This is a genomic window from Bacillus sp. SIMBA_031 (assembly GCF_046535225.1).
GTDB classification, from domain to species: Bacteria; Bacillota; Bacilli; order Bacillales; family Bacillaceae; genus Bacillus; species Bacillus velezensis.
The window spans coordinates 419,902-438,869 of the sequence record NZ_JAWRXC010000002.1 but is presented as its reverse complement, the minus strand read 5'-3'; the positions used below and the strand labels follow the sequence as shown (position 1 = coordinate 438,869).

Annotated in this window: 18 protein-coding genes and 2 pseudogenes; 17 read left to right on the top strand and 3 right to left on the bottom strand. The window is 44.2% G+C overall.

The window, feature by feature from the left end:
* Positions 1–296: 296 nt before the first annotated feature.
* From accD to SB724_RS09030, 5 genes are all read left to right on the top strand, one after another.
* The gene (gene accD, locus SB724_RS09050; protein WP_007613077.1) at positions 297–1,169 is read left to right on the top strand and encodes an acetyl-CoA carboxylase, carboxyltransferase subunit beta; all 873 of its coding nucleotides are present in this window, start codon (positions 297–299) and stop codon (positions 1,167–1,169) included.
* The gene (gene accA, locus SB724_RS09045; RefSeq protein ID WP_007408067.1) at positions 1,154–2,131 is read left to right on the top strand and encodes an acetyl-CoA carboxylase carboxyl transferase subunit alpha; all 978 of its coding nucleotides are present in this window, start codon (positions 1,154–1,156) and stop codon (positions 2,129–2,131) included. The genes accD and accA overlap by 16 nt, the downstream gene beginning before the upstream one ends.
* Before the next feature lie 191 nt (positions 2,132–2,322).
* Positions 2,323–3,282 carry a 6-phosphofructokinase gene (gene pfkA / locus SB724_RS09040; protein ID WP_007408068.1) on the top strand — a complete coding sequence of 320 codons (960 nt, stop codon included), beginning with the start codon at positions 2,323–2,325 and terminating at the stop codon, positions 3,280–3,282.
* A gap of 39 nt (positions 3,283–3,321) precedes the next feature.
* Positions 3,322–5,079, top strand: coding sequence for a pyruvate kinase (gene pyk, locus SB724_RS09035; RefSeq protein ID WP_007613076.1), 1,758 nt, complete (start codon positions 3,322–3,324; stop codon positions 5,077–5,079).
* A gap of 110 nt (positions 5,080–5,189) precedes the next feature.
* On the top strand, positions 5,190–5,573 hold the full coding sequence (locus tag SB724_RS09030) for an FxsA family protein (protein ID WP_012118168.1): 384 nt from the start codon (positions 5,190–5,192) through the stop codon (positions 5,571–5,573).
* Positions 5,574–5,604: 31 nt separating this feature from the next.
* Here SB724_RS09030 and ytvI read toward each other — a convergent pair whose 3' ends face one another.
* Positions 5,605–6,720 (bottom strand): sporulation integral membrane protein YtvI, encoded by a 1,116-nt coding sequence (gene ytvI / locus SB724_RS09025; RefSeq protein WP_032873694.1) that lies wholly within the window; start codon positions 6,718–6,720, stop codon positions 5,605–5,607.
* Between the two features lie 97 nt (positions 6,721–6,817).
* On the opposite strand from ytvI, the gene SB724_RS09020 reads away from it, so the two are divergent.
* From SB724_RS09020 to SB724_RS09005, 4 genes and pseudogenes are all read left to right on the top strand, one after another.
* On the top strand, positions 6,818–7,282 hold the full coding sequence (locus SB724_RS09020; protein ID WP_007408072.1) for a DUF441 domain-containing protein: 465 nt from the start codon (positions 6,818–6,820) through the stop codon (positions 7,280–7,282).
* Between the two features lie 30 nt (positions 7,283–7,312).
* Positions 7,313–7,489, top strand: coding sequence for a hypothetical protein (locus SB724_RS09015; RefSeq protein ID WP_410570843.1), 177 nt, complete (start codon positions 7,313–7,315; stop codon positions 7,487–7,489).
* Positions 7,490–7,702: 213 nt separating this feature from the next.
* Positions 7,703–8,105 (top strand): annotated as a pseudogene (locus SB724_RS09010) (YjdF family protein).
* 193 nt (positions 8,106–8,298) lie between these two features.
* A pseudogene (locus SB724_RS09005) lies at positions 8,299–8,414 on the top strand (peptidoglycan-binding domain-containing protein); the annotation flags it as partial.
* 53 nt (positions 8,415–8,467) lie between these two features.
* On the opposite strand, the gene SB724_RS09000 reads toward SB724_RS09005, so the two are convergent.
* Complete coding sequence (locus tag SB724_RS09000; protein WP_280145378.1) at positions 8,468–8,857, bottom strand: Imm50 family immunity protein; 390 nt, start codon at positions 8,855–8,857, stop codon at positions 8,468–8,470.
* A gap of 14 nt (positions 8,858–8,871) precedes the next feature.
* Positions 8,872–10,452, bottom strand: a complete 1,581-nt coding sequence (locus SB724_RS08995) for a T7SS effector LXG polymorphic toxin (protein WP_410570841.1) — start codon at positions 10,450–10,452, stop codon at positions 8,872–8,874.
* Between the two features lie 300 nt (positions 10,453–10,752).
* Here SB724_RS08995 and SB724_RS08990 point away from each other — a divergent pair, with 300 nt between their 5' ends.
* The 8 genes from SB724_RS08990 to pnpS all read left to right on the top strand — a co-directional run bounded on the left by SB724_RS08990 (position 10,753) and on the right by pnpS (position 18,887).
* Complete coding sequence (locus SB724_RS08990; RefSeq protein WP_410570839.1) at positions 10,753–11,094, top strand: response regulator aspartate phosphatase; 342 nt, start codon at positions 10,753–10,755, stop codon at positions 11,092–11,094.
* A gap of 83 nt (positions 11,095–11,177) precedes the next feature.
* The gene (locus tag SB724_RS08985; RefSeq protein ID WP_410570837.1) at positions 11,178–11,864 is read left to right on the top strand and encodes a tetratricopeptide repeat protein; all 687 of its coding nucleotides are present in this window, start codon (positions 11,178–11,180) and stop codon (positions 11,862–11,864) included.
* Complete coding sequence (locus tag SB724_RS08980) at positions 11,864–12,010, top strand: hypothetical protein (RefSeq protein ID WP_164906834.1); 147 nt, start codon at positions 11,864–11,866, stop codon at positions 12,008–12,010. Before SB724_RS08985 ends, SB724_RS08980 begins: the two co-directional genes overlap by 1 nt.
* A 675-nt stretch (positions 12,011–12,685) precedes the next feature.
* The gene (gene citZ / locus SB724_RS08975; RefSeq protein ID WP_003152453.1) at positions 12,686–13,804 is read left to right on the top strand and encodes a citrate synthase; all 1,119 of its coding nucleotides are present in this window, start codon (positions 12,686–12,688) and stop codon (positions 13,802–13,804) included.
* A 160-nt stretch (positions 13,805–13,964) separates the two neighbouring features.
* Positions 13,965–15,236: an NADP-dependent isocitrate dehydrogenase gene (gene icd / locus SB724_RS08970; RefSeq protein ID WP_003152454.1), complete on the top strand. Its 1,272-nt coding sequence runs from the start codon at positions 13,965–13,967 to the stop codon at positions 15,234–15,236.
* A gap of 45 nt (positions 15,237–15,281) precedes the next feature.
* Positions 15,282–16,220 (top strand): malate dehydrogenase, encoded by a 939-nt coding sequence (mdh, locus tag SB724_RS08965; protein WP_003152455.1) that lies wholly within the window; start codon positions 15,282–15,284, stop codon positions 16,218–16,220.
* Positions 16,221–16,435: 215 nt separating this feature from the next.
* Positions 16,436–17,155 carry a response regulator transcription factor gene (locus tag SB724_RS08960; protein WP_014418615.1) on the top strand — a complete coding sequence of 240 codons (720 nt, stop codon included), beginning with the start codon at positions 16,436–16,438 and terminating at the stop codon, positions 17,153–17,155.
* Positions 17,148–18,887, top strand: a complete 1,740-nt coding sequence (gene pnpS / locus SB724_RS08955; RefSeq protein ID WP_032873702.1) for a two-component system histidine kinase PnpS — start codon at positions 17,148–17,150, stop codon at positions 18,885–18,887. Before SB724_RS08960 ends, pnpS begins: the two co-directional genes overlap by 8 nt.
* Positions 18,888–18,968: the final 81 nt, after the last annotated feature.

Genomic DNA, 18,968 nt, shown 5'->3' with positions numbered 1-18,968 from the left:
AAAAACAACGCGCTGCTGTTCAATATACGGACTGCTGGCATTTTTTTAAGGGCAGGTCTTAAAAAAATTTCAGCAGAATCCTTATTTCTTTTGAAAACGCTGACAGATAAGGCTGAACAACGCTTTTTACGGTATGAAATCCGTCCGTTTCCGTCTGTTTTGCAGCAAAAAATGTCGAATGGAGGATGACACCGTTTGACAAAAAAAGTACAATAGTTTCGGTAAAGTTATTATTAAGTCTATCTAATCGGAAGACATGCAGTGAAGAGAACCCTTCACAAAAGGGAGGTAATCATTTGTTAAAGGATATATTCACAAAAAAGAAAAAATATGCTTCCGTGCCGTCTGAGCAGGCTAAACATGATGTTCCGGAAGGCATTATGACAAAGTGCTCCAAATGTAAAAAAATCATGCTCACAAAAGAGTTAGATAAAAACCTGCGCGTCTGCATGAACTGCGGGCACCATTTCCCGATGAATGCAAAGCAGCGCATTGAAAGCCTCCTGGATGAAGATTCATTCGAAGAATTCAACCAGGGAATGATATCTGAAAACCCGCTCGGTTTCCCGGAATACTTAGAAAAAATCGAAAAAGACCGTGAGAAAACATCGCTGAATGAAGCGGTGGTTACCGGAAAAGGAACCATCAGCGGATTCCCTGCCGTGATCGCGATCATGGATTCAACATTCCGAATGGGCAGCATGGGTTCGGTTGTCGGCGAAAAAATCACGCTTGCAATTGAAAAAGCAAAAGAGGAAAAAGTCCCGTTTATCATCTTTACCGCTTCCGGCGGCGCACGTATGCAGGAGGGGGTCTTAAGCCTTATGCAAATGGCCAAGACAAGCTCTGCATTAAAACTGTTCAGTGAGGAGCAGGGACTGATTATTTCTGTCATGACCCATCCGACGACAGGCGGCGTATCGGCCAGTTTCGCGTCTCTCGGTGATTATAATTTCGCTGAACCGGGCGCCTTGATCGGATTTGCCGGAAGACGTATTATTGAACAGACGATCGGGGAAAAACTGCCGGAAGATTTCCAGACGGCGGAATTTTTATTAAAGCACGGCCAGCTTGATGCGGTGATTCACCGAAACGACATGAAAGACAAACTCGCATTTCTGCTGGACATGCACCAAACAGGAGGTGAGCATGAGTGGCTGCAAGATTAGAATTTGAAAAACCAGTGATTGAACTGCAGACGAAAATCGCCGAACTGAAAAAATTTACCCAAGATTCGGAGATGGATTTAAGCGCTGAAATCGCAAGGCTTGAAGACCGGCTCAGCAAGCTCCAGGATGAGATTTATAAAAACCTGAAGCCGTGGGACAGAGTGCAGATCGCACGCCTTCCCGACCGGCCGACGACGCTTGATTACATTCAATACCTGTTTACCGACTTTTTTGAGTGCCACGGAGACAGAACATACGGAGACGATGCGGCGATTGTCGGCGGAGTCGCCAAATATCACGGCATGCCGGTCACCGTTATCGGACATCAGCGCGGAAAAGACACGAAAGAAAACCTTGTCCGCAATTTCGGGATGCCTCACCCTGAGGGCTACCGCAAAGCGCTTCGTCTCATGAAGCAGGCGGATAAGTTCAACCGCCCGATTATTTGCTTCATCGACACGAAGGGAGCGTACCCGGGTAAAGCGGCGGAGGAACGGGGACAAAGTGAAGCCATCGCCAAGAACCTGTTCGAGATGGCCGGCCTGACAGTGCCTGTCGTTTGTATCGTCATCGGGGAAGGCGGCAGCGGAGGCGCGCTTGCATTAGGTGTGGGCAACCGCATGCTGATGCTTGAGAACTCGACGTATTCCGTTATTTCTCCTGAAGGAGCCGCGTCCATTTTGTGGAAAGACTCCAGCCTTGCGAAAAAAGCGGCCGAAACCATGAAGATTACTGCGCCCGATTTATTAGAATTAGGAATTATTGATGATATGATTAAAGAAGTGAAGGGCGGAGCTCACCATGATATCAAGCAGCAGGCGGGCTATATTGACGGTATTCTTAAAGAAACATTAAAATCTCTTCTTCAATTGAACGCCGAAGAATTGATCTCACAGCGCTATGAAAAATATAAAGCAATCGGGAAAGTTTCGGTTGAGGATCAATATATCGGGGTAAACTGAATAGACGTGAAGCCTATGGCTCACGTTTATTTTTTGTGATTTTTGTGATATTCCTTAAATTTTATTTAAAAACAATTTATTTAATTGTATAATAGGTAAGGTTTCATGGGAGCTCAGGCGTCCCTTTTCATTGTTTTAGGGCAATGATCATGATATGTTTAACATATATATGTTGCTGAGGTGAATAGGAAATGAAGCGTATAGGAGTTTTAACGAGCGGCGGGGATTCCCCGGGTATGAACGCTGCGGTGCGCGCGGTTGTGCGGAAAGCTATCTACCACGACGTCGAAGTGTACGGAATTTATAACGGTTATTCAGGATTAATCAGCGGAAAAATAGAGAAACTGGAGCTTGGTTCGGTCGGTGACATCATCCACCGCGGCGGAACAAAGCTGTATACGGCCAGATGTCCTGAATTCAAAACAGTTGAAGGCCGTGAAAAAGGAATCGAAAATTTAAAGAAACTCGGCATTGAAGGTCTTGTCGTCATCGGCGGAGACGGTTCATACATGGGTGCGAAAAAATTAACGGAACACGGGTTTCCGTGTGTGGGTGTACCGGGTACGATAGATAATGACATCCCGGGAACTGATTTTACGATCGGATTTGATACGGCGCTAAACACCGTAATTGATGCGATTGATAAAATCCGTGACACCGCTACGTCTCATGAGCGTACATACGTTATTGAAGTGATGGGGCGCCATGCGGGCGACATTGCTTTATGGGCAGGTCTTGCAGGCGGAGCGGAATCAATTTTAATTCCTGAAGCGGACTACGATATGCAGGAAATTATCGGCCGTTTGAAGAGAGGGCACGACCGCGGCAAAAAACACAGTATCATCATCGTTGCAGAAGGGGTAGGCAGCGGAGTTGAATTCGGAAAACGCATCGAAGAAGAAACGAACCTTGAAACACGGGTATCCGTTTTAGGGCACATCCAGCGCGGCGGATCTCCAAGCGCTTCTGACCGGGTTCTTGCAAGCCGCCTCGGCGCTTACGCGGTTGAGCTTCTGCTTAAAGGAAAAGGCGGACGCTGCGTAGGTATACAAAACAACAAGCTTGTAGACCATGATATTATAGAAATTTTAGAATCAAAACATACTGTTGAACCAAACATGTATCAGCTTTCAAAAGAACTGTCTATTTAAGGCGGAAGAAGCTGAAGATTTCAGAAGGAAGTGAACGAGTTGAAAAAAACAAAAATCGTTTGTACAATCGGTCCGGCCAGTGAAAGTGTAGAAATGCTGACAAAATTGATGGAAGCGGGTATGAACGTTGCTCGTCTGAATTTTTCACACGGTGATTTCGAAGAGCACGGCGCAAGAATCAAAAACATCAGAGAAGCAAGCAAAAAGCTCGGCAAAAACGTGGGGATTCTCCTCGATACGAAAGGTCCGGAAATCCGTACGCACGATATGGAAAATGGCGCGCTTGAGCTTCAGGCGGGAAATGAAATTATCGTTTCTACGAAACAGGTGCTGGGAACGCTTGAAAAATTCTCAGTTTCTTATGAAGGCCTGGCAGACGACGTGTCAGCAGGATCTATCATCCTGTTGGATGACGGTTTAATCGGATTGGAAGTGCTGGAATCAAATCCGGAAAAACACGAAATCAAAACAAAAATCTTAAACAGCGGCACGCTGAAAAATAAAAAAGGCGTAAACGTTCCCGGCGTCAGCGTCAACCTTCCCGGAATTACTGAAAAAGACGCCAAAGACATCGTATTCGGTATCGAGCAAGGCGTTGATTTTATCGCTGCGTCATTTGTACGCCGTTCTACGGATGTCCTGGAAATCCGCGAACTGCTTGAAGAGCATAACGCGTCTGACATTCAAATCATTCCTAAGATCGAGAACCAGGAAGGCGTGGACAACCTGGATGCGATCCTGGAAGTATCTGACGGCTTAATGGTAGCGCGCGGAGACCTCGGCGTAGAGATTCCGGCTGAAGAAGTGCCGCTCGTGCAAAAAGAAATGATCAAAAAATGCAACGCGCTCGGCAAACCGGTTATTACTGCGACTCAAATGCTTGACAGCATGCAGCGCAACCCTCGCCCGACACGCGCTGAAGCAAGTGACGTTGCCAACGCCATTTTCGACGGCACAGACGCTATCATGCTTTCCGGTGAGACGGCTGCGGGACAATATCCTGTTGAAGCGGTTCAAACAATGTTTAACATCGCCACACGCACGGAAGAATCTCTGAACTACAAAGAAATTCTGTCTAAACGCAGAGATCAGGTCGGCATGACGATTACCGATGCGATCGGCCAATCAGTTGCGCACACGGCGATCAATCTGAGTGCGGCAGCTATCGTTACCCCTACAGAAAGCGGCCATACGGCGCGTATGATCGCGAAATACCGTCCGCAGGCTCCGATTGTAGCGGTTACGGTCAATGAGTCTGTATCACGCAAACTCGGCCTTGTATTCGGTGTATTCCCGGCAAGCGGCCAAAACGCGACTTCAACCGATGAAATGCTTGAAGACGCGGTTCAAAAATCACTTGACAGCGGCATCGTGAAACGCGGTGATCTGATTGTCATTACAGCAGGTTCTGTCGGTGAATCAGGCACGACGAATCTGATGAAAGTCCACACTGTCGGCAGCATTATCGCAAAAGGACAAGGCATCGGACGCAAATCTGCATTCGGTCCGGTCGTTGTTGCAAAAAATGCGAAAGAAGCTGAACAAAAAATGACAGACGGCGCAGTATTGGTTGCTTCAAGCACTGACCGTGACATGATCGCTTCACTTGAAAAAGCATCAGCGCTCATCACTGAAGAAGGCGGTCTGACAAGCCATGCAGCCGTTGTCGGTTTAAGCTTGGGCATTCCGGTTATCGTCGGTCTGGAGAACGCAACTTCAGTTTTAACAGAAGGACAGGTTATCACAGTTGACGCTGCCCGCGGCGCTGTGTATGAAGGCCGCGCAAGCGTTCTTTAAACAGCTTTAAAAAAGAGAGGGGGGTTCTCCCTTCTCTTTTGTCTTTAGGCTGATTTTCCTATTCCCATGCGGGCGGTGACGCGCTTTTAGAAGGGCAGGAGGGCAGAAAAATGAGAGTGTTATTCTTACTGTTTATCGTGTGTCCGGCAATTGAAATCGGCTTGTTTCTGCTGGCGGGAAAATGGCTCGGTATTTTTCCGACCTTCCTTCTCATCATTTTGACAGGCGTGTTAGGCGCCTTGGTGGCAAAAAGACAGGGAACCGATGTGTATCATCGGGTGATGCGCGACCTGCAGCACGGCAAAATGCCGGGGGAAGCGCTTCTTGATGGAATATGCGTCTTTTTCGGAGGCCTGCTTTTGATGCTTCCGGGTTTTCTGTCCGATATTGCAGGGGCCTGTCTTCTGATTCCGTTCACTCGGAACCGCATGAAGCCGCTTTTGTTCAAATGGCTGAGAGGAATGTCAAAAAACAAGCGGATCATTATCAAATAAAAACGGCAGCCTTCTTACAGGGCTGCTGTTTTTATTTGGATTGAACAGTAATATAGGCCCATATTTCTTTTAAAGCGCCCGTTGTGATAAAGGCCTGAATGAAAACGAGCAGCGCGGGCCCCGCAGCCAGTCCTAAAATTCCGAACAGTTTAAAGCCGGCAAACAGGGCGATTAAGGTCGCAAGCGGATCAAGTCCGATTGACCTGCTTAAAATTTTCGGCTCCGTCAGCTGGCGCTGAATGAGAACGACAATATATAAAACACCGAGACCGATCGCTTGAGGAAGCTGACCGGCAATGGCCAAATACATAATCCAGGGAACAAAGACCGACCCGGCGCCGAGATACGGGAGAAGGTCCACCAGGCCGATAAAAAAGGCGATGGTTGCCGCATGCTCAATCCCTAAAAGAAAAAGTCCGATAAAGACAATGATCATCGTGAAAAGTATGAGCACGGCCTGCGCCTTAATGAAACCTGCCATCGCTTTTTTCAGCTCTCCCGACACGGCCTTGGCGTTTGCCGAAACCCGTTCCGGAAGAATGGAATAAAGCAGCGCCTTCAGCTTATGCCAGTCCTTTGTCATAAAAAAAGTCGCCAGCATTGCGAAAATGAAGACGGCAGCTGTATTGGGAAGGAAGGCAATCCATTTCGGCACCAGCTCCAAAAGATGTGAAAGCATCAGCCCCGCATTTTTAGCGGCTGTATCACCGAGGGTCTGAATATGCGTCACGATGGATGCCTGCTGATTGGTTTCCAGTCCGTTAAATAGGACGGTCAGCTCGTGGTACAATGGCTGAATGCGGGAAGTGAACAGCTCTTCACAATACGTCATAAAGGCGCTGATATGGGGAGGGAGCGTTTTGGCCAGATAGGCGGTTCCCGAAATGATTTCCGCAACGAGAAATGTCGCCGCGCCAAGAAGAATAAGCAAAAAGAAGACCAGGACAATGACTGTATTGACTGACCGGGGCATCCCCGTCAGTTTGTCCAGCCAGTCAACAACGGGAATGATCGCTGATGACAGAATAAGGGCGATCAGAAACGGATAAGTTAACGGAAATGAGGCGTAACCGGCCGCTAAAGCGCCGCCGGCCGCAGCGAGTACAAACAGCGCGCGGAAAAAAACAGTTGCGTAGTGCGGGTTCACATCGATCCTCCTCTCGGTCGGCACGTCCTATTACATTAGTTTATTCGTCAAAAAAAAGGATATGAATACAGATATGATGAAAGAAGGTGCTTTCAGGATGTTTACACAGGCGAATTTATTTTTACTATTATTGCTGGCCATCGCATTGATAGCCAAAAATCAGTCATTGCTTTTTGCCGTCGGCTTTCTCATTGTGATAAAAGCTGTCGGTCTTGATCAGAAACTATTTCCGGTTATTCAGTCAAAAGGCATCAACTGGGGAGTCACCGTCATTACAATCGCCGTTTTAGTGCCGATTGCCACAGGTGATATCGGTTTTAAACAGCTCGGAGAAGCAATGAAATCATATTATGCGTGGATCGCTCTCGGTGCCGGGATCGCGGTTGCCTTAATCGCCAAAAACGGTCTCACCTTATTGGAAAACGACCCTCATATTACAACGGCGCTGGTCATCGGCACGATACTTGCCGTCGCGCTTTTCGGAGGCGTCGCCGTCGGCCCGTTAATCGGCGCCGGAATCGCCTACTTGGCCATGCAAATCGTTAAAATATTCACTTCGTAAAGTAAAAAAGCGGCGTAAAGCTGCTTTTTTTTGTGGAGAAAATTAGAGTTTGCACTTGCGCATTTTGTAATTCAGACAAATGCCATTTGCATTATTCCGATGAATGAAGCGGCTTACCATGTAACAAAGAACTTCGGGATTGACGGCGCACATGGAGCGAAAACAGCGATTGCAGTAATTCCAATTGATGAATGGATTAAAAGCTGATGGAATTTATGTGCTGATACCAAAGCAAAACTTGAAGTGTTGTTAAAATAAGCGGAGACCCTTTCCTTCAATTTGAAAGTTTGTTAAATTTATAATGAGAATGAAAAAACACAATTCGGTTGGTAGTCCGGATGCATGATTTAAAATGTCAGTAACCTTCCCCTCCTCGGGATGTCCATCATTCTTCAGTAAATTTAGGAGGAGGGAATCGTTATGAAATTAACGGTTTACTACGATGGTCAGTTTTGGGTAGGAGTCATTGAAGTTGTGAATGATGGGAAATTAAGAGCAATTCGTCATTTGTTTGGACAAGAGCCAAAGGATTCAGAAATAATGCATTTTGTTAATAATCAACTTTTACAGACTCTCTCCCACACTGAACAAGAAGGGGTTTGTGTTAAAGCAAAATCTAAGAAATTAAACCCAAAAAGATTGCAACGACAAGCTTCTAAAGAGATGAAAAATATCAACTAAGGCACAAAAAGCGATAAAACAGGAGCTTGAAGCAAGAAAAGAAAAGAAAAAACAACTGAATAGAAAACAAAGAGAAAAAATAAAGGAACAAAAATATTTAATCAGAAAACAAAAAGCAAAAGAAAAGCATAGGGGAAAATAGTTGGAGAGCCCGATAAAGCCCTTCGATTGAAAAGTTGAGCGGCATCAGTTTGTTTCTTCGGACTGATTTAGAGAAAAAGAAGTAGAAATCGAGCCCTTCTCGAGATGAGGAGGGTTTTTCTGCAATTTATTTAAATTCACTTACATCAGTAAATGAGTCAGTTTCAATTAGTGAACGGTTTGATGAAGATATTTACGGCCCGAAAACAGCGCAAATGCAGTCAAACGATTCCAGTCCATGTACGGCGTGACTGCTGACGGCATTCATGGGCCAAAGACAAAGATGAAACTAAGAACTCTTTTGGAATAATAAAAAGCCCCATCTCTCATTGAGAGGGGGCTTTTTTTGTATATATAGCATAATTATATAGCGCCGTTAATATAACCATTTATTGATTGAATAAATCCTGCATCAGCTTTAATTTTTGCCGTAATCTCCCCAGTCACATTAACCTCTAATAATCCCTCTTCATCATTATTTATTTCGATGTTTCCTCTGTATGTATCTGATGTTGTTTTCATTTCTAAAGAATGAATATCAAAAAAGTCGACTTGAAGAGCAATTGAGTTGTATCCTAAATTAGCCCATTTCTTAGGAGGGTTTTCTGCATAAAATGGCATGTCAAAATGTAATGTTACTTTTCTGCCTTCCTCCTTTATGTAAATTCCTTCGATGCGTACATTTTCTAAATTTGGCACCTCATTATATAAACTATTTAAAAAACGACTCTCTTCAATCTTTGTGTACCACATAAAATCACCTCAAATTATTTGTTAAAAGGATAATGTTCTTTTGTGCCAGGAACCTTTCCTGTTCGAGTGTTATCAATCGGTCGAACATTAAAGTGTGGGCCCTGACCACCTTTTTCATGCCCAGCACTATGATCTTGTATGATAATCTTTTCCCCTTTATTATTAGTGAAAGTGTACTCCCTCGTCCATATGATCTTACCATTTTTATCTTTAATTACACGACTACCTTCGTGGGGAGCAGTGCGCATTTCTACTCGATTAATTGACTCTGGATGTTGAGCACGTGGTATACCGGCGTCTCTTTTAGCTTCTTTCAAAGCCCCTTTTCTGCTAACAATAATAGTTGTGTTTTTAACTGAAGTTGAAGTTTTAAGGCCTGTTTTACCGGAAAAACCCTTTGCCCCGAAAGGCATAAAAACAGCAAGCGCTGCATTAATACTGTTATGCTGCTGTTCTTTGGAAATCTTATTCCCAAACATATCACGGCCTGTTATCCCTTCACTTAAACCATTTGCTGAGACTAAGCCATAAAGCCCTTTTTGAGAACTTTCCAATGCATGAAAGGTTTTGGGAGTTTTATATATTTCGAGGGCTTTATCAGCCTTGTATATCGCTTTCCCAGTTGAATAGACTGCTTTTCCGCCTTTAAAGATACGGCCGGCCCAACCGACAATCGGAATATACCCTGCAGCAGCCATTCCCCCGGCTGCGACCCGTTGCCCGGCAGTAAGTTTTTCACCTGTAACGGGGTCAACTCCATCAGCTGCCCTTTTATAATCATAATATCCGGTAACCTCACCTGTAAAATCACAAACAACATCCCATGTTTTTTCGTACCACGGCCTGTTCGCAAGCTCTTCCTGTTCCTTCGCAATTCTTCTCTCTTCTGCCTGCTGTTTTTTGAACGAAAGATATTCCGATGATTGTTTATGTAATCCTGCTTGCATCTGATGGATTTCACTTTCCCGGTACGCCTTGGCATTATAGTTGAGCGGGGTGGCGTTTTTGCCTTTACCTGTCGCATCTTGTAATGCCTGAAAATCTGCCATAATGAACGCCTCATTAGCTTCTGACAGCCCATATTCATTTGAAAGGTTGTTATCCAGCTCACCAATTTTTTGTATTGTATCTCTTTTTGTTGTATCAGAATCATCTAATTTTTGATCCGCGTTATCGGTTGAAAAGAGATCGAGCGGCAGTATATCTGCGATTTCATCAAGGATACCTTTCATTTCGTTCCGCTGCTCTTGCATAATCGCTTTTGATTTATCAAGTTCGTTTGTCAATTCATGTTCAAGGAAAGATTCTTCCACATAAGAGTCTGAAAGGCCGGCATCTTCAATCATAGCTTCTATGCTTGTGAGAAACGCAATTTTCATATCAATCAATTCCAGCCATTCATCTGTGACGCCTGCATGATCTTGAAATAAAGCTTTGATGTTGTCGGTGCCTTTGCCCGAAAAATCGCTGTCGCCCAAGTCTGCCATACCTTGGAACGCCTTTTTGAGGTTCGTCATTTGGCTGCGCAATTCTTTGTATTCGGTTGCGCGTTGTTTGGCGGCAGAAAGCAGGGAGGTTGCTTCAAAGATTTTCATGCTCATATCCTTTCGCGATAAAATGTTATTCGAAATTTTACCACGATGAAAGCCGGAGTAAATACATAACAAAACTTCCAAATACAAAACGGTTCTTTTGGGTTGGTTTGTTTTTACTATTAGACTTCGATTAGAACTTAAAAAAATAGGTTGAATTACCTTTTCCTCTGATTGCGTAAAAACGAAATAAGAAATGCGGTATGTCGAAAATGATTCCTATATATTACATATTATGCTAAATGTATGCTAGAATATTTTTTGAGAAAATTTAGAATATTTGTATAAAGAGGGGTTTATCGTATGAGTAAACTGGCTTCTGAAAGAGTTGCAAATATATTAAATGATTGGTATATCGCGATAAAACAACAAGACGCTGAGTCTGCTGAGAAATATTTTGAAGAGATCAAACCGCTTTTAGATGAAATGGAAGAAGATCAAGAGGTTTTAATGTACTATTCTTTATTGGAAGAGCGTCATAGAATGCTTTTGTATCAGGTGAGAGGTAAAGAGCTGCCTTCCCATTCGTATTTTAATGAAAACCACGCTGATAAAATCCAAAAAACAGACCATATGATTGAATATTATTTTTATTTATTTGAAGCGCTGTACGAGTCATATAGAGAAATTTCGAGAGCGCCATAAGTTTATTTAATATCGCTGAAAAAAAGCTTTCATTAATACCGGATGAAATTGAAGCTGCAGAATTTTATTCAAAGGTTGCCTCTATGTACATGATGTTGGGCCAGAACATCGTATCGTTAAATTATATAACCAATGCAGTGAATATCTATAAGAATAACGAAAATTATTTGAAGAAATTTGCGACGTCGCTAATGGTGGTTGCTCATAATTACACTGAATTGGGACAATACGAAAAATCAGAGGAACATTATTTGCAAGCAATTAAAGTGGCAAAAAAATTGGACGATTCTTTTTTCGCAGCAATGATTCATCACAACTTAAGCATTACATACTCAGAGGCGAAGCGGTCGCAGGATTGTCTTAATGCCATCAAGCATGCATTAAGAAATAAAGACTGGTGTGAATCATCGTATTATATAAATTCATTATATATGATTGCAAAAGAGCTGGTGATGATGGGGGAAAACAATAAAGCATCATATTATTTGAAAAAGGGACAGGAAAATCTTAGACAAAAACAGAATAAAATATACGAAGCTAAAATAAATATTATTCATGAGCTTTCACAATGTCCTTTGAATGAGCGCGTTGATCGGATTCACAATCATATGAACAGATTAGCAGAACAAAATGACTTTGACAGCATTCGCGATCTGGCTTTAGTCACTTCAAAAAAATTTGAAGAAAGGGGACTGTATAAAGAGGCTCTAAAGTTTTCTAATAAAGCTATTTTAGCTGAAAAGAAAATGAAGCAGTTGGAGGGAATTTGATGAAAAAGAGAATTCTTTTTGCGGCATTATCTGTTGCTTGTTTGAGCGGGTTAGCTGTTGCGGGCTTTATGGGGTTTTCTAATAAACATGTAGCTGAAAAGCCAGTCGGTACTTATATATTAGCTGAAAAGCCAGTCGGCACATAATAAAAAACAATCTCAATAAAAAGATGGGGGTCATAACATGAAAAAAAGCGTTAAAATAACATTATGGACCATCTTAGGGATAGTCATCGTGTTAATGGTAATTGGAGTTGTCTCTTTTTATCAGACCCCATCTTCATAAAGTAAAAGCAGAAAAAGCCCTTAGATAGGGCTTTTTTTAATAGTCATGTTTTATCCTTAAATCTCATGGCGCCCCTCCTTGAATTGAGTTAATTGTACAGAACGAATGTTCTTTTTTGTAAAGAGGGTAAAGTTAGAGCAAGAAAGGAGAGCGATTTGCGTCTGTCCTATTTAAAAGCCCCCTAAAACTCCCCCAATTGAAAACATGAGAATACATGGTTTTACAAAGCACTTGAAAACAAACGATTAAATTTATCAACGAAAAGCCTTGATATATAAGGCTTTTAAAACATTTTTAGTTAAAAGTCTACAAATTAATCAGATTATTGTTTATAATAAGAATAGGCTTAAACTTAAATAAGCTTATAAGAATTTGTTATGTTCCTCTATAAGCATACTGGTTATGTAATCGCAACCATTGAAATGTAAGCATTTTCTTGAAGGGGAAAGGGAGTGTTTGCATGACTCATTTTAAGTAAGCCGTATGTTTTATATACTCTTTAAAGGGGAATTTTGATTGAAAAGGAGAGGTTGAATATGACAGCAACACGCGGTCTTGAAGGGGTTGTAGCAACAACATCATCTGTAAGCTCTATTATCGACGATACCCTTACATATGTAGGGTACGATATTGACGACTTGACAGAGAATGCAAGTTTTGAAGAAATCATTTATTTGCTGTGGCATCTGCGCCTGCCGAATAAAACGGAACTTGCTGAACTGAAAAAACAGCTTGCGAAAGAAGCTGCCGTTCCACAAGAAATCATTGAGCACTTCAAATCCTATCCCCTCAATAACGTACATCCAATGGCTGCGCTCCGGACGGCGATTTCATTACTCGGTCTGACTGACAGTGAAGCCGATGTCATGAATCCGGAAGCGAACTACAGAAAAGCCATCCGTCTGCAGGCGAAAGTGCCGGGCATTGTCGCCGCTTTCTCAAGAATCCGCAAAGGACTTGATCCTGTTGAACCGAAGGAAGAGTATGGAATCGCGGAGAACTTCCTTTACACCTTAAACGGTGAAGAGCCTTCTCCGATCGAAGTGGAAGCGTTTAACAAAGCGCTCATTCTTCATGCGGATCATGAGCTGAATGCATCAACATTTACGGCGAGAGTATGTGTCGCCACCTTATCTGATATTTACTCAGGCATCACTGCCGCCATCGGCGCTTTAAAAGGACCGCTTCACGGCGGAGCCAATGAAGCCGTCATGAAAATGCTGACAGAAATCGGCGAAGTGGAAAACGCCGAGCCTTATATTCGCAGCAAAATGGAGAAAAAGGAAAAAGTAATGGGCTTCGGACACCGTGTGTATAAGCATGGAGACCCGCGCGCCAAACACTTAAAAGAAATGAGCAAACGCCTGACGAATCTGACGGGTGAAAGCAAATGGTACGAGATGTCAATCCGTGTCGAAGAAATCGTAACGTCGGAGAAAAAACTCCCGCCTAACGTTGATTTCTATTCCGCATCTGTATACCACAGTCTCGGCATTGATCACGATCTGTTCACGCCGATCTTTGCGGTCAGCAGAATGTCAGGATGGATCGCCCATATTCTTGAACAGTACGATAACAACCGCCTCATCCGCCCGCGCGCTGATTACACGGGTCCGGATAAGCAGACTTTTGTTCCGATTGATGAAAGAGCCTGATCAAACGGGAGGCTGGTGATTTTCATGTCGTTAGCCTCTTGTTAATCAAGCCCGGATTGGTTTACAATTTTGATAGAATCTTGAGAAAAGTCATTTTATTTTCTATACAAGAAAAATAAAATGTTTTCTAAATATGAATTACATACTGGGAGGTAATATTGTGTCACAAGGTGAAAAAATTACAGTCTCTAATGGAGTATTAAACGTACCAAATAATCCGATTATCCCGTTTATTGAAGGCGACGGCACAGGCCCTGATATTTGGAACGCCGCTTCTAAAGTATTGGAAGCCGCTGTTGAAAAAGCATATAAAGGCGAGAAAAAAATCACGTGGAAAGAAGTTTATGCCGGTGAAAAGGCTTATAATAAAACAGGTGAGTGGCTTCCTGCCGAAACGCTGGAAGACATCAGAGAGTACTTCATCGCCATCAAAGGTCCTCTGACGACACCGGTCGGCGGCGGTATCCGTTCTCTGAACGTGGCGCTGAGACAGGAGCTTGATTTGTTTACGTGCCTGCGCCCTGTCAGATATTTCACGGGAGTGCCTTCTCCGGTCAAACGTCCTGAAGATACGGATATGGTCATTTTCCGCGAGAATACGGAAGATATTTACGCCGGAATTGAGTATGCGAAAGGTTCTGAAGAAGTTGAAAAGCTGATCAGCTTCCTGCAAAATGAAATGGGTGTTAACAAAATCCGTTTCCCTGAAACGTCAGGAATCGGCATCAAACCTGTTTCTGAAGAAGGCACAAGCCGCTTAGTCAGAGCTGCCATTGAGTATGCGATCGAAAACGGCCGTAAGTCTGTCACGCTTGTCCACAAAGGAAACATCATGAAGTTCACTGAAGGGGCATTTAAAAACTGGGGCTACGAGCTTGCCGAAAGAGAATACGGAGATAAAGTATTCACTTGGGCTGAATATGACCGCATTGTCGAAAAAGACGGAAAAGAAGCGGCTGATAAAGCGCAGAGCGAAGCGGAAGCGGCAGGAAAAATCATCGTCAAAGACAGCATCGCTGATATTTTCCTTCAGCAGATCTTAACCCGTCCGAGCGAATTCGACGTCGTGGCGACAATGAACTTAAACGGAGACTATATCTCTGATGCGCTTGCCGCTCAGGTAGGCGGAATCGGAATCGCGCCGGGAGCGAACATCAACTATGAAACAGGGCATGCGATTTTCGAAGCGACTCACGGAACGGCTCCTAAATATGCCGGCCTTGACAAAGTCAACCCGTCATCCGTCATCCTTTCAGGAGTGCTTCTTCTTGAACACCTGAACTGGAATGAGGCTGCCGACTTGATCATTAAATCTATGGAAAAAACGATTGCTTCAAAAGTAGTAACGTACGATTTTGCCAGATTAATGGACGGTGCAACTGAAGTGAAATGTTCAGAGTTTGGTGAAGAGCTAATCAAAAACATGGACTGAACCTAAAGCAGACTTCTAATGAAGCCAAAAAAGGAGAAGAGAATCATGGGAAAAACACGCAGTAAAGTTTCTGTTATCGGAGCAGGATTTACGGGAGCGACAACAGCCTTTCTTACAGCTCAAAAAGAGCTTGCGGACGTTGTGCTCGTTGATATTCCGCAATTAGAAAACCCGACAAAAGGAAAAGCGCTAGACATGCTCGAAGCAAGTCCGGTCCAAGGATTTGACGCGAAAATCACAGGCACGTCCAACTACGAGGACACAGCCGGTTCTGATATCGTCGTCATCACAGCCGGAATTGCGAGAAAACCGGGCATGAGCCGTGATGATCTCGTATCTACAAACGAAAAAATCATGAGAAGCGTCACACGTGAGATCGTGAAATATTCTCCTGACTGCATTATCGTTGTATTGACAAACCCTGTTGATGCGATGACATATGCGGTGTACAAAGAATCAGGCTTCCCGAAAGAACGCGTCATCGGACAATCCGGAGTGCTTGACACTGCGCGATTCAGAACATTCGTCGCTGAAGAATTAAACCTGTCTGTAAAAGATGTGACCGGTTTTGTTCTTGGCGGACACGGTGACGACATGGTTCCTCTCGTCCGTTATTCCTATGCGGGCGGCATTCCGCTTGAAACGCTTATCCCGAAAGACCGTCTTGATGCGATTGTAGAACGCACAAGAAAAGGCGGCGGGGAAATCGTCAACCTTCTCGGAAACGGAAGCGCCTACTACGCGCCTGCTGCGTCACTGACTGAAATGGTAGAAGCCATTTTGAAAGATCAGCGCCGCGTGCTTCCGACCATCGCTTACTTAGAAGGCGAATACGGTCATGAAGGCATTTACTTAGGCGTACCGACGATTATCGGAGGAAACGGCCTAGAGCAAATCATCGAGCTTGAACTGACAGACTATGAAAAAGCGCAGCTGAGTAAATCAGTTGAATCTGTCAAAAACGTGATGAAAGTATTGTCATAAGAAAAAAGGGAAGGCTTCCGAATCAGAAGCCTTCCTCTTTTTACAATTAATGAAAGCGTTTTCTTTTTCCCTGAGCGATCCTTTCTCTGAAAATGATCAAAAAGGCGAATTGTCTGAACGGGCAGTATTGGATAAAATGAAATCATAAAGTGATATGCAGCACATAAAATAGAGAAAATTGGATGTCGGGGAAAATAGACAGCGGAGGGCGCAGCATGAACAAAAAAATTTTAGTTGTAGATGATGAACAATCTATCGTTACTCTTTTACAGTATAATCTGGAACGGTCCGGCTATGATGTCATCACCGCATCAGACGGCGAAGAGGCTCTGGAGCAGGCAGAGAATGAAAATCCGGATTTAATCGTACTGGATGTCATGCTGCCGAAAGTGGACGGAATCGACGTCTGTAAACAGCTCAGACAGCAGAAAATGATGGTTCCGATCTTGATGCTGACAGCAAAAGATGAGGAGTTTGATAAAGTGCTGGGACTGGAGCTCGGAGCGGATGATTACATGACAAAGCCGTTCAGTCCGCGGGAAGTCACTGCGCGGGTGAAAGCCATTTTAAGAAGGGCTGACATTTCTTCGCTGTCACAAGGCAGAGAAGAGGAAAAGGACGGGCAGATTCTCATCGGCGAGCTGAAAATTCTTCCGGAGCATTACGAAGCGTACTTTAAGTCAGAACAGCTGGAATTGACGCCTAAAGAATTTGAACTGCTTCTGTATTTAGGAAAACATAAGGGAAGAGTGCTGACGAGAGATCTTCTGCTGAGCGCGGTCTGGAACTATGATTTTGCCGGGGATACCCGGATTGTTGACGTTCATATCAGTCATCTGCGCGACAAAATCGAATCAAATACCAAAAAACCCATCTATATTAAAACAATCAGAGGTTTGGGGTATAAACTGGAGGAGCCAAAAATGAATGAATAAAGTCCGTGTGCGTCTGTTCGCTTTACTCGTTGTATGTATCATATTGGTTTTCAGTGTTCTCGGCCTTTTTTTACAGCAGCTTATTTCTTCATCCGCTGAAGAAAGAACGGCGGATCAGCTGAAAAAGGAATCGGTATACATAGCGGGCCTTCTTGACACCGGCCGAATCGGCAATAAAAGCAATGAAACGGTAATCCGTGACGCCGGCCGCACCCTCGGTATAAACGTCTCCGTGCTCAACGAGAAGGGTGACGCCGTATATCATTCCGGCAGTCATGCTGATGATTCAGCCGTAAAGGAGTTCATTTCTCACAATAAAAGCGAGGAAGCCGTACAGTCGAAAAACAAAGTCATCCGCGGCACTGCCGTAAAAAATGACGCCGGGAAAATTGCGGGGTATGTACTCGTTTCCTCTGAGATCAACGGCGGTTCAAGTGTTACCGGAGAAATGTGGGGCATGCTGGCAGCAAGTCTTTGTACCGCTTTTATCATTATCGTTTTCTTTTATACAAACATGACGTCCCGTTACAAAAAATCAATCGACGCCGCGACAAAGGTGGCAACGGAGCTGTCCAAAGGGAATTACGACGCCCGCTCCTACAGCGGCTACGCAAGGCGGTCGGACCGTCTCGGGCGTGCGATGAACAGCCTGGCGGTCGATTTAATGGAAATGACGAGAACGCAGGATATGCAGCGCGATCGTCTGTTAACCGTTATTGAAAATATCGGATCCGGTTTGATTTTAATAGACGGGAGAGGTTTTATCAATCTCGTGAACCGGTCATATACGAAGCAGTTTCATACAAAGCCTGAACGTCTGCTTCGGCGCCTTTACCATGATGCGTTTGAACATGAGGAGATCATTCGGCTTGTCGAAGACATTTTTATGACAGAGACGAAAAAATGCCAGCTGCTCAGACTTCCCATCAATATTGAGCGGCGCTACTTTGAAGTTGACGGCGTTCCGATCATGGGCCCCGACGATGAATGGAAGGGCATCGTCCTCGTCTTTCACGATATGACGGAAATTAAAAAATTGGAGCAGATGAGAAAGGACTTCGTCGCCAATGTCTCCCATGAACTGAAAACACCGATCACCTCGATTAAAGGATTTACGGAAACACTGTTAGACGGAGCGATGAAAGACGAAAAGGCGCTTTCAGACTTTCTGTCTATCATTCTGAAAGAAAGTGAGCGGCTCCAATCTCTCGTGCAGGATTTATTGGATTTATCCAAGATGGAGCAGCAAAACTTTACGATGCGCGTAGAGTCCTTTGACGCTGCAAAAATTCTGCATGAAATTGAAGCGCTTTTGCGGCATAAGGCTGAGGAAAAAGGCATCAGCTTTCAGCTCGATCTCCCGGAAGAGCCGATTTTTGTGACGGGTGACGCGCACAGGCTGAAGCAGGTATTTTTGAATCTGGCGAACAATGCCCTGACCTACACGCCTGAAAAAGGGACGGTGGGGATTTCGGTACATGTGAAAGAAACCGTTGTCGATATCAAAGTGTCCGATACGGGAATCGGCATTCAGAAGGAAGAGATCCCGCGGATATTTGAGAGATTCTACCGCGTGGATAAAGACAGAAGCCGCAACTCGGGAGGAACCGGGCTCGGCCTCGCCATCGTGAAGCACTTAATAGAAGCCCATGAAGGTAAAATCGAGGTCACAAGCGAGCCGGGACAGGGCACTGTATTTACCGTGACGCTGAAGCGGCAGCCGGAAGCGTGATCAGCTTTACAAAGGATTAACAATTTCTTCATGACCTGTTAAACCTATCTTGTTAGGATATAACAGAACCCCTTCATCCAA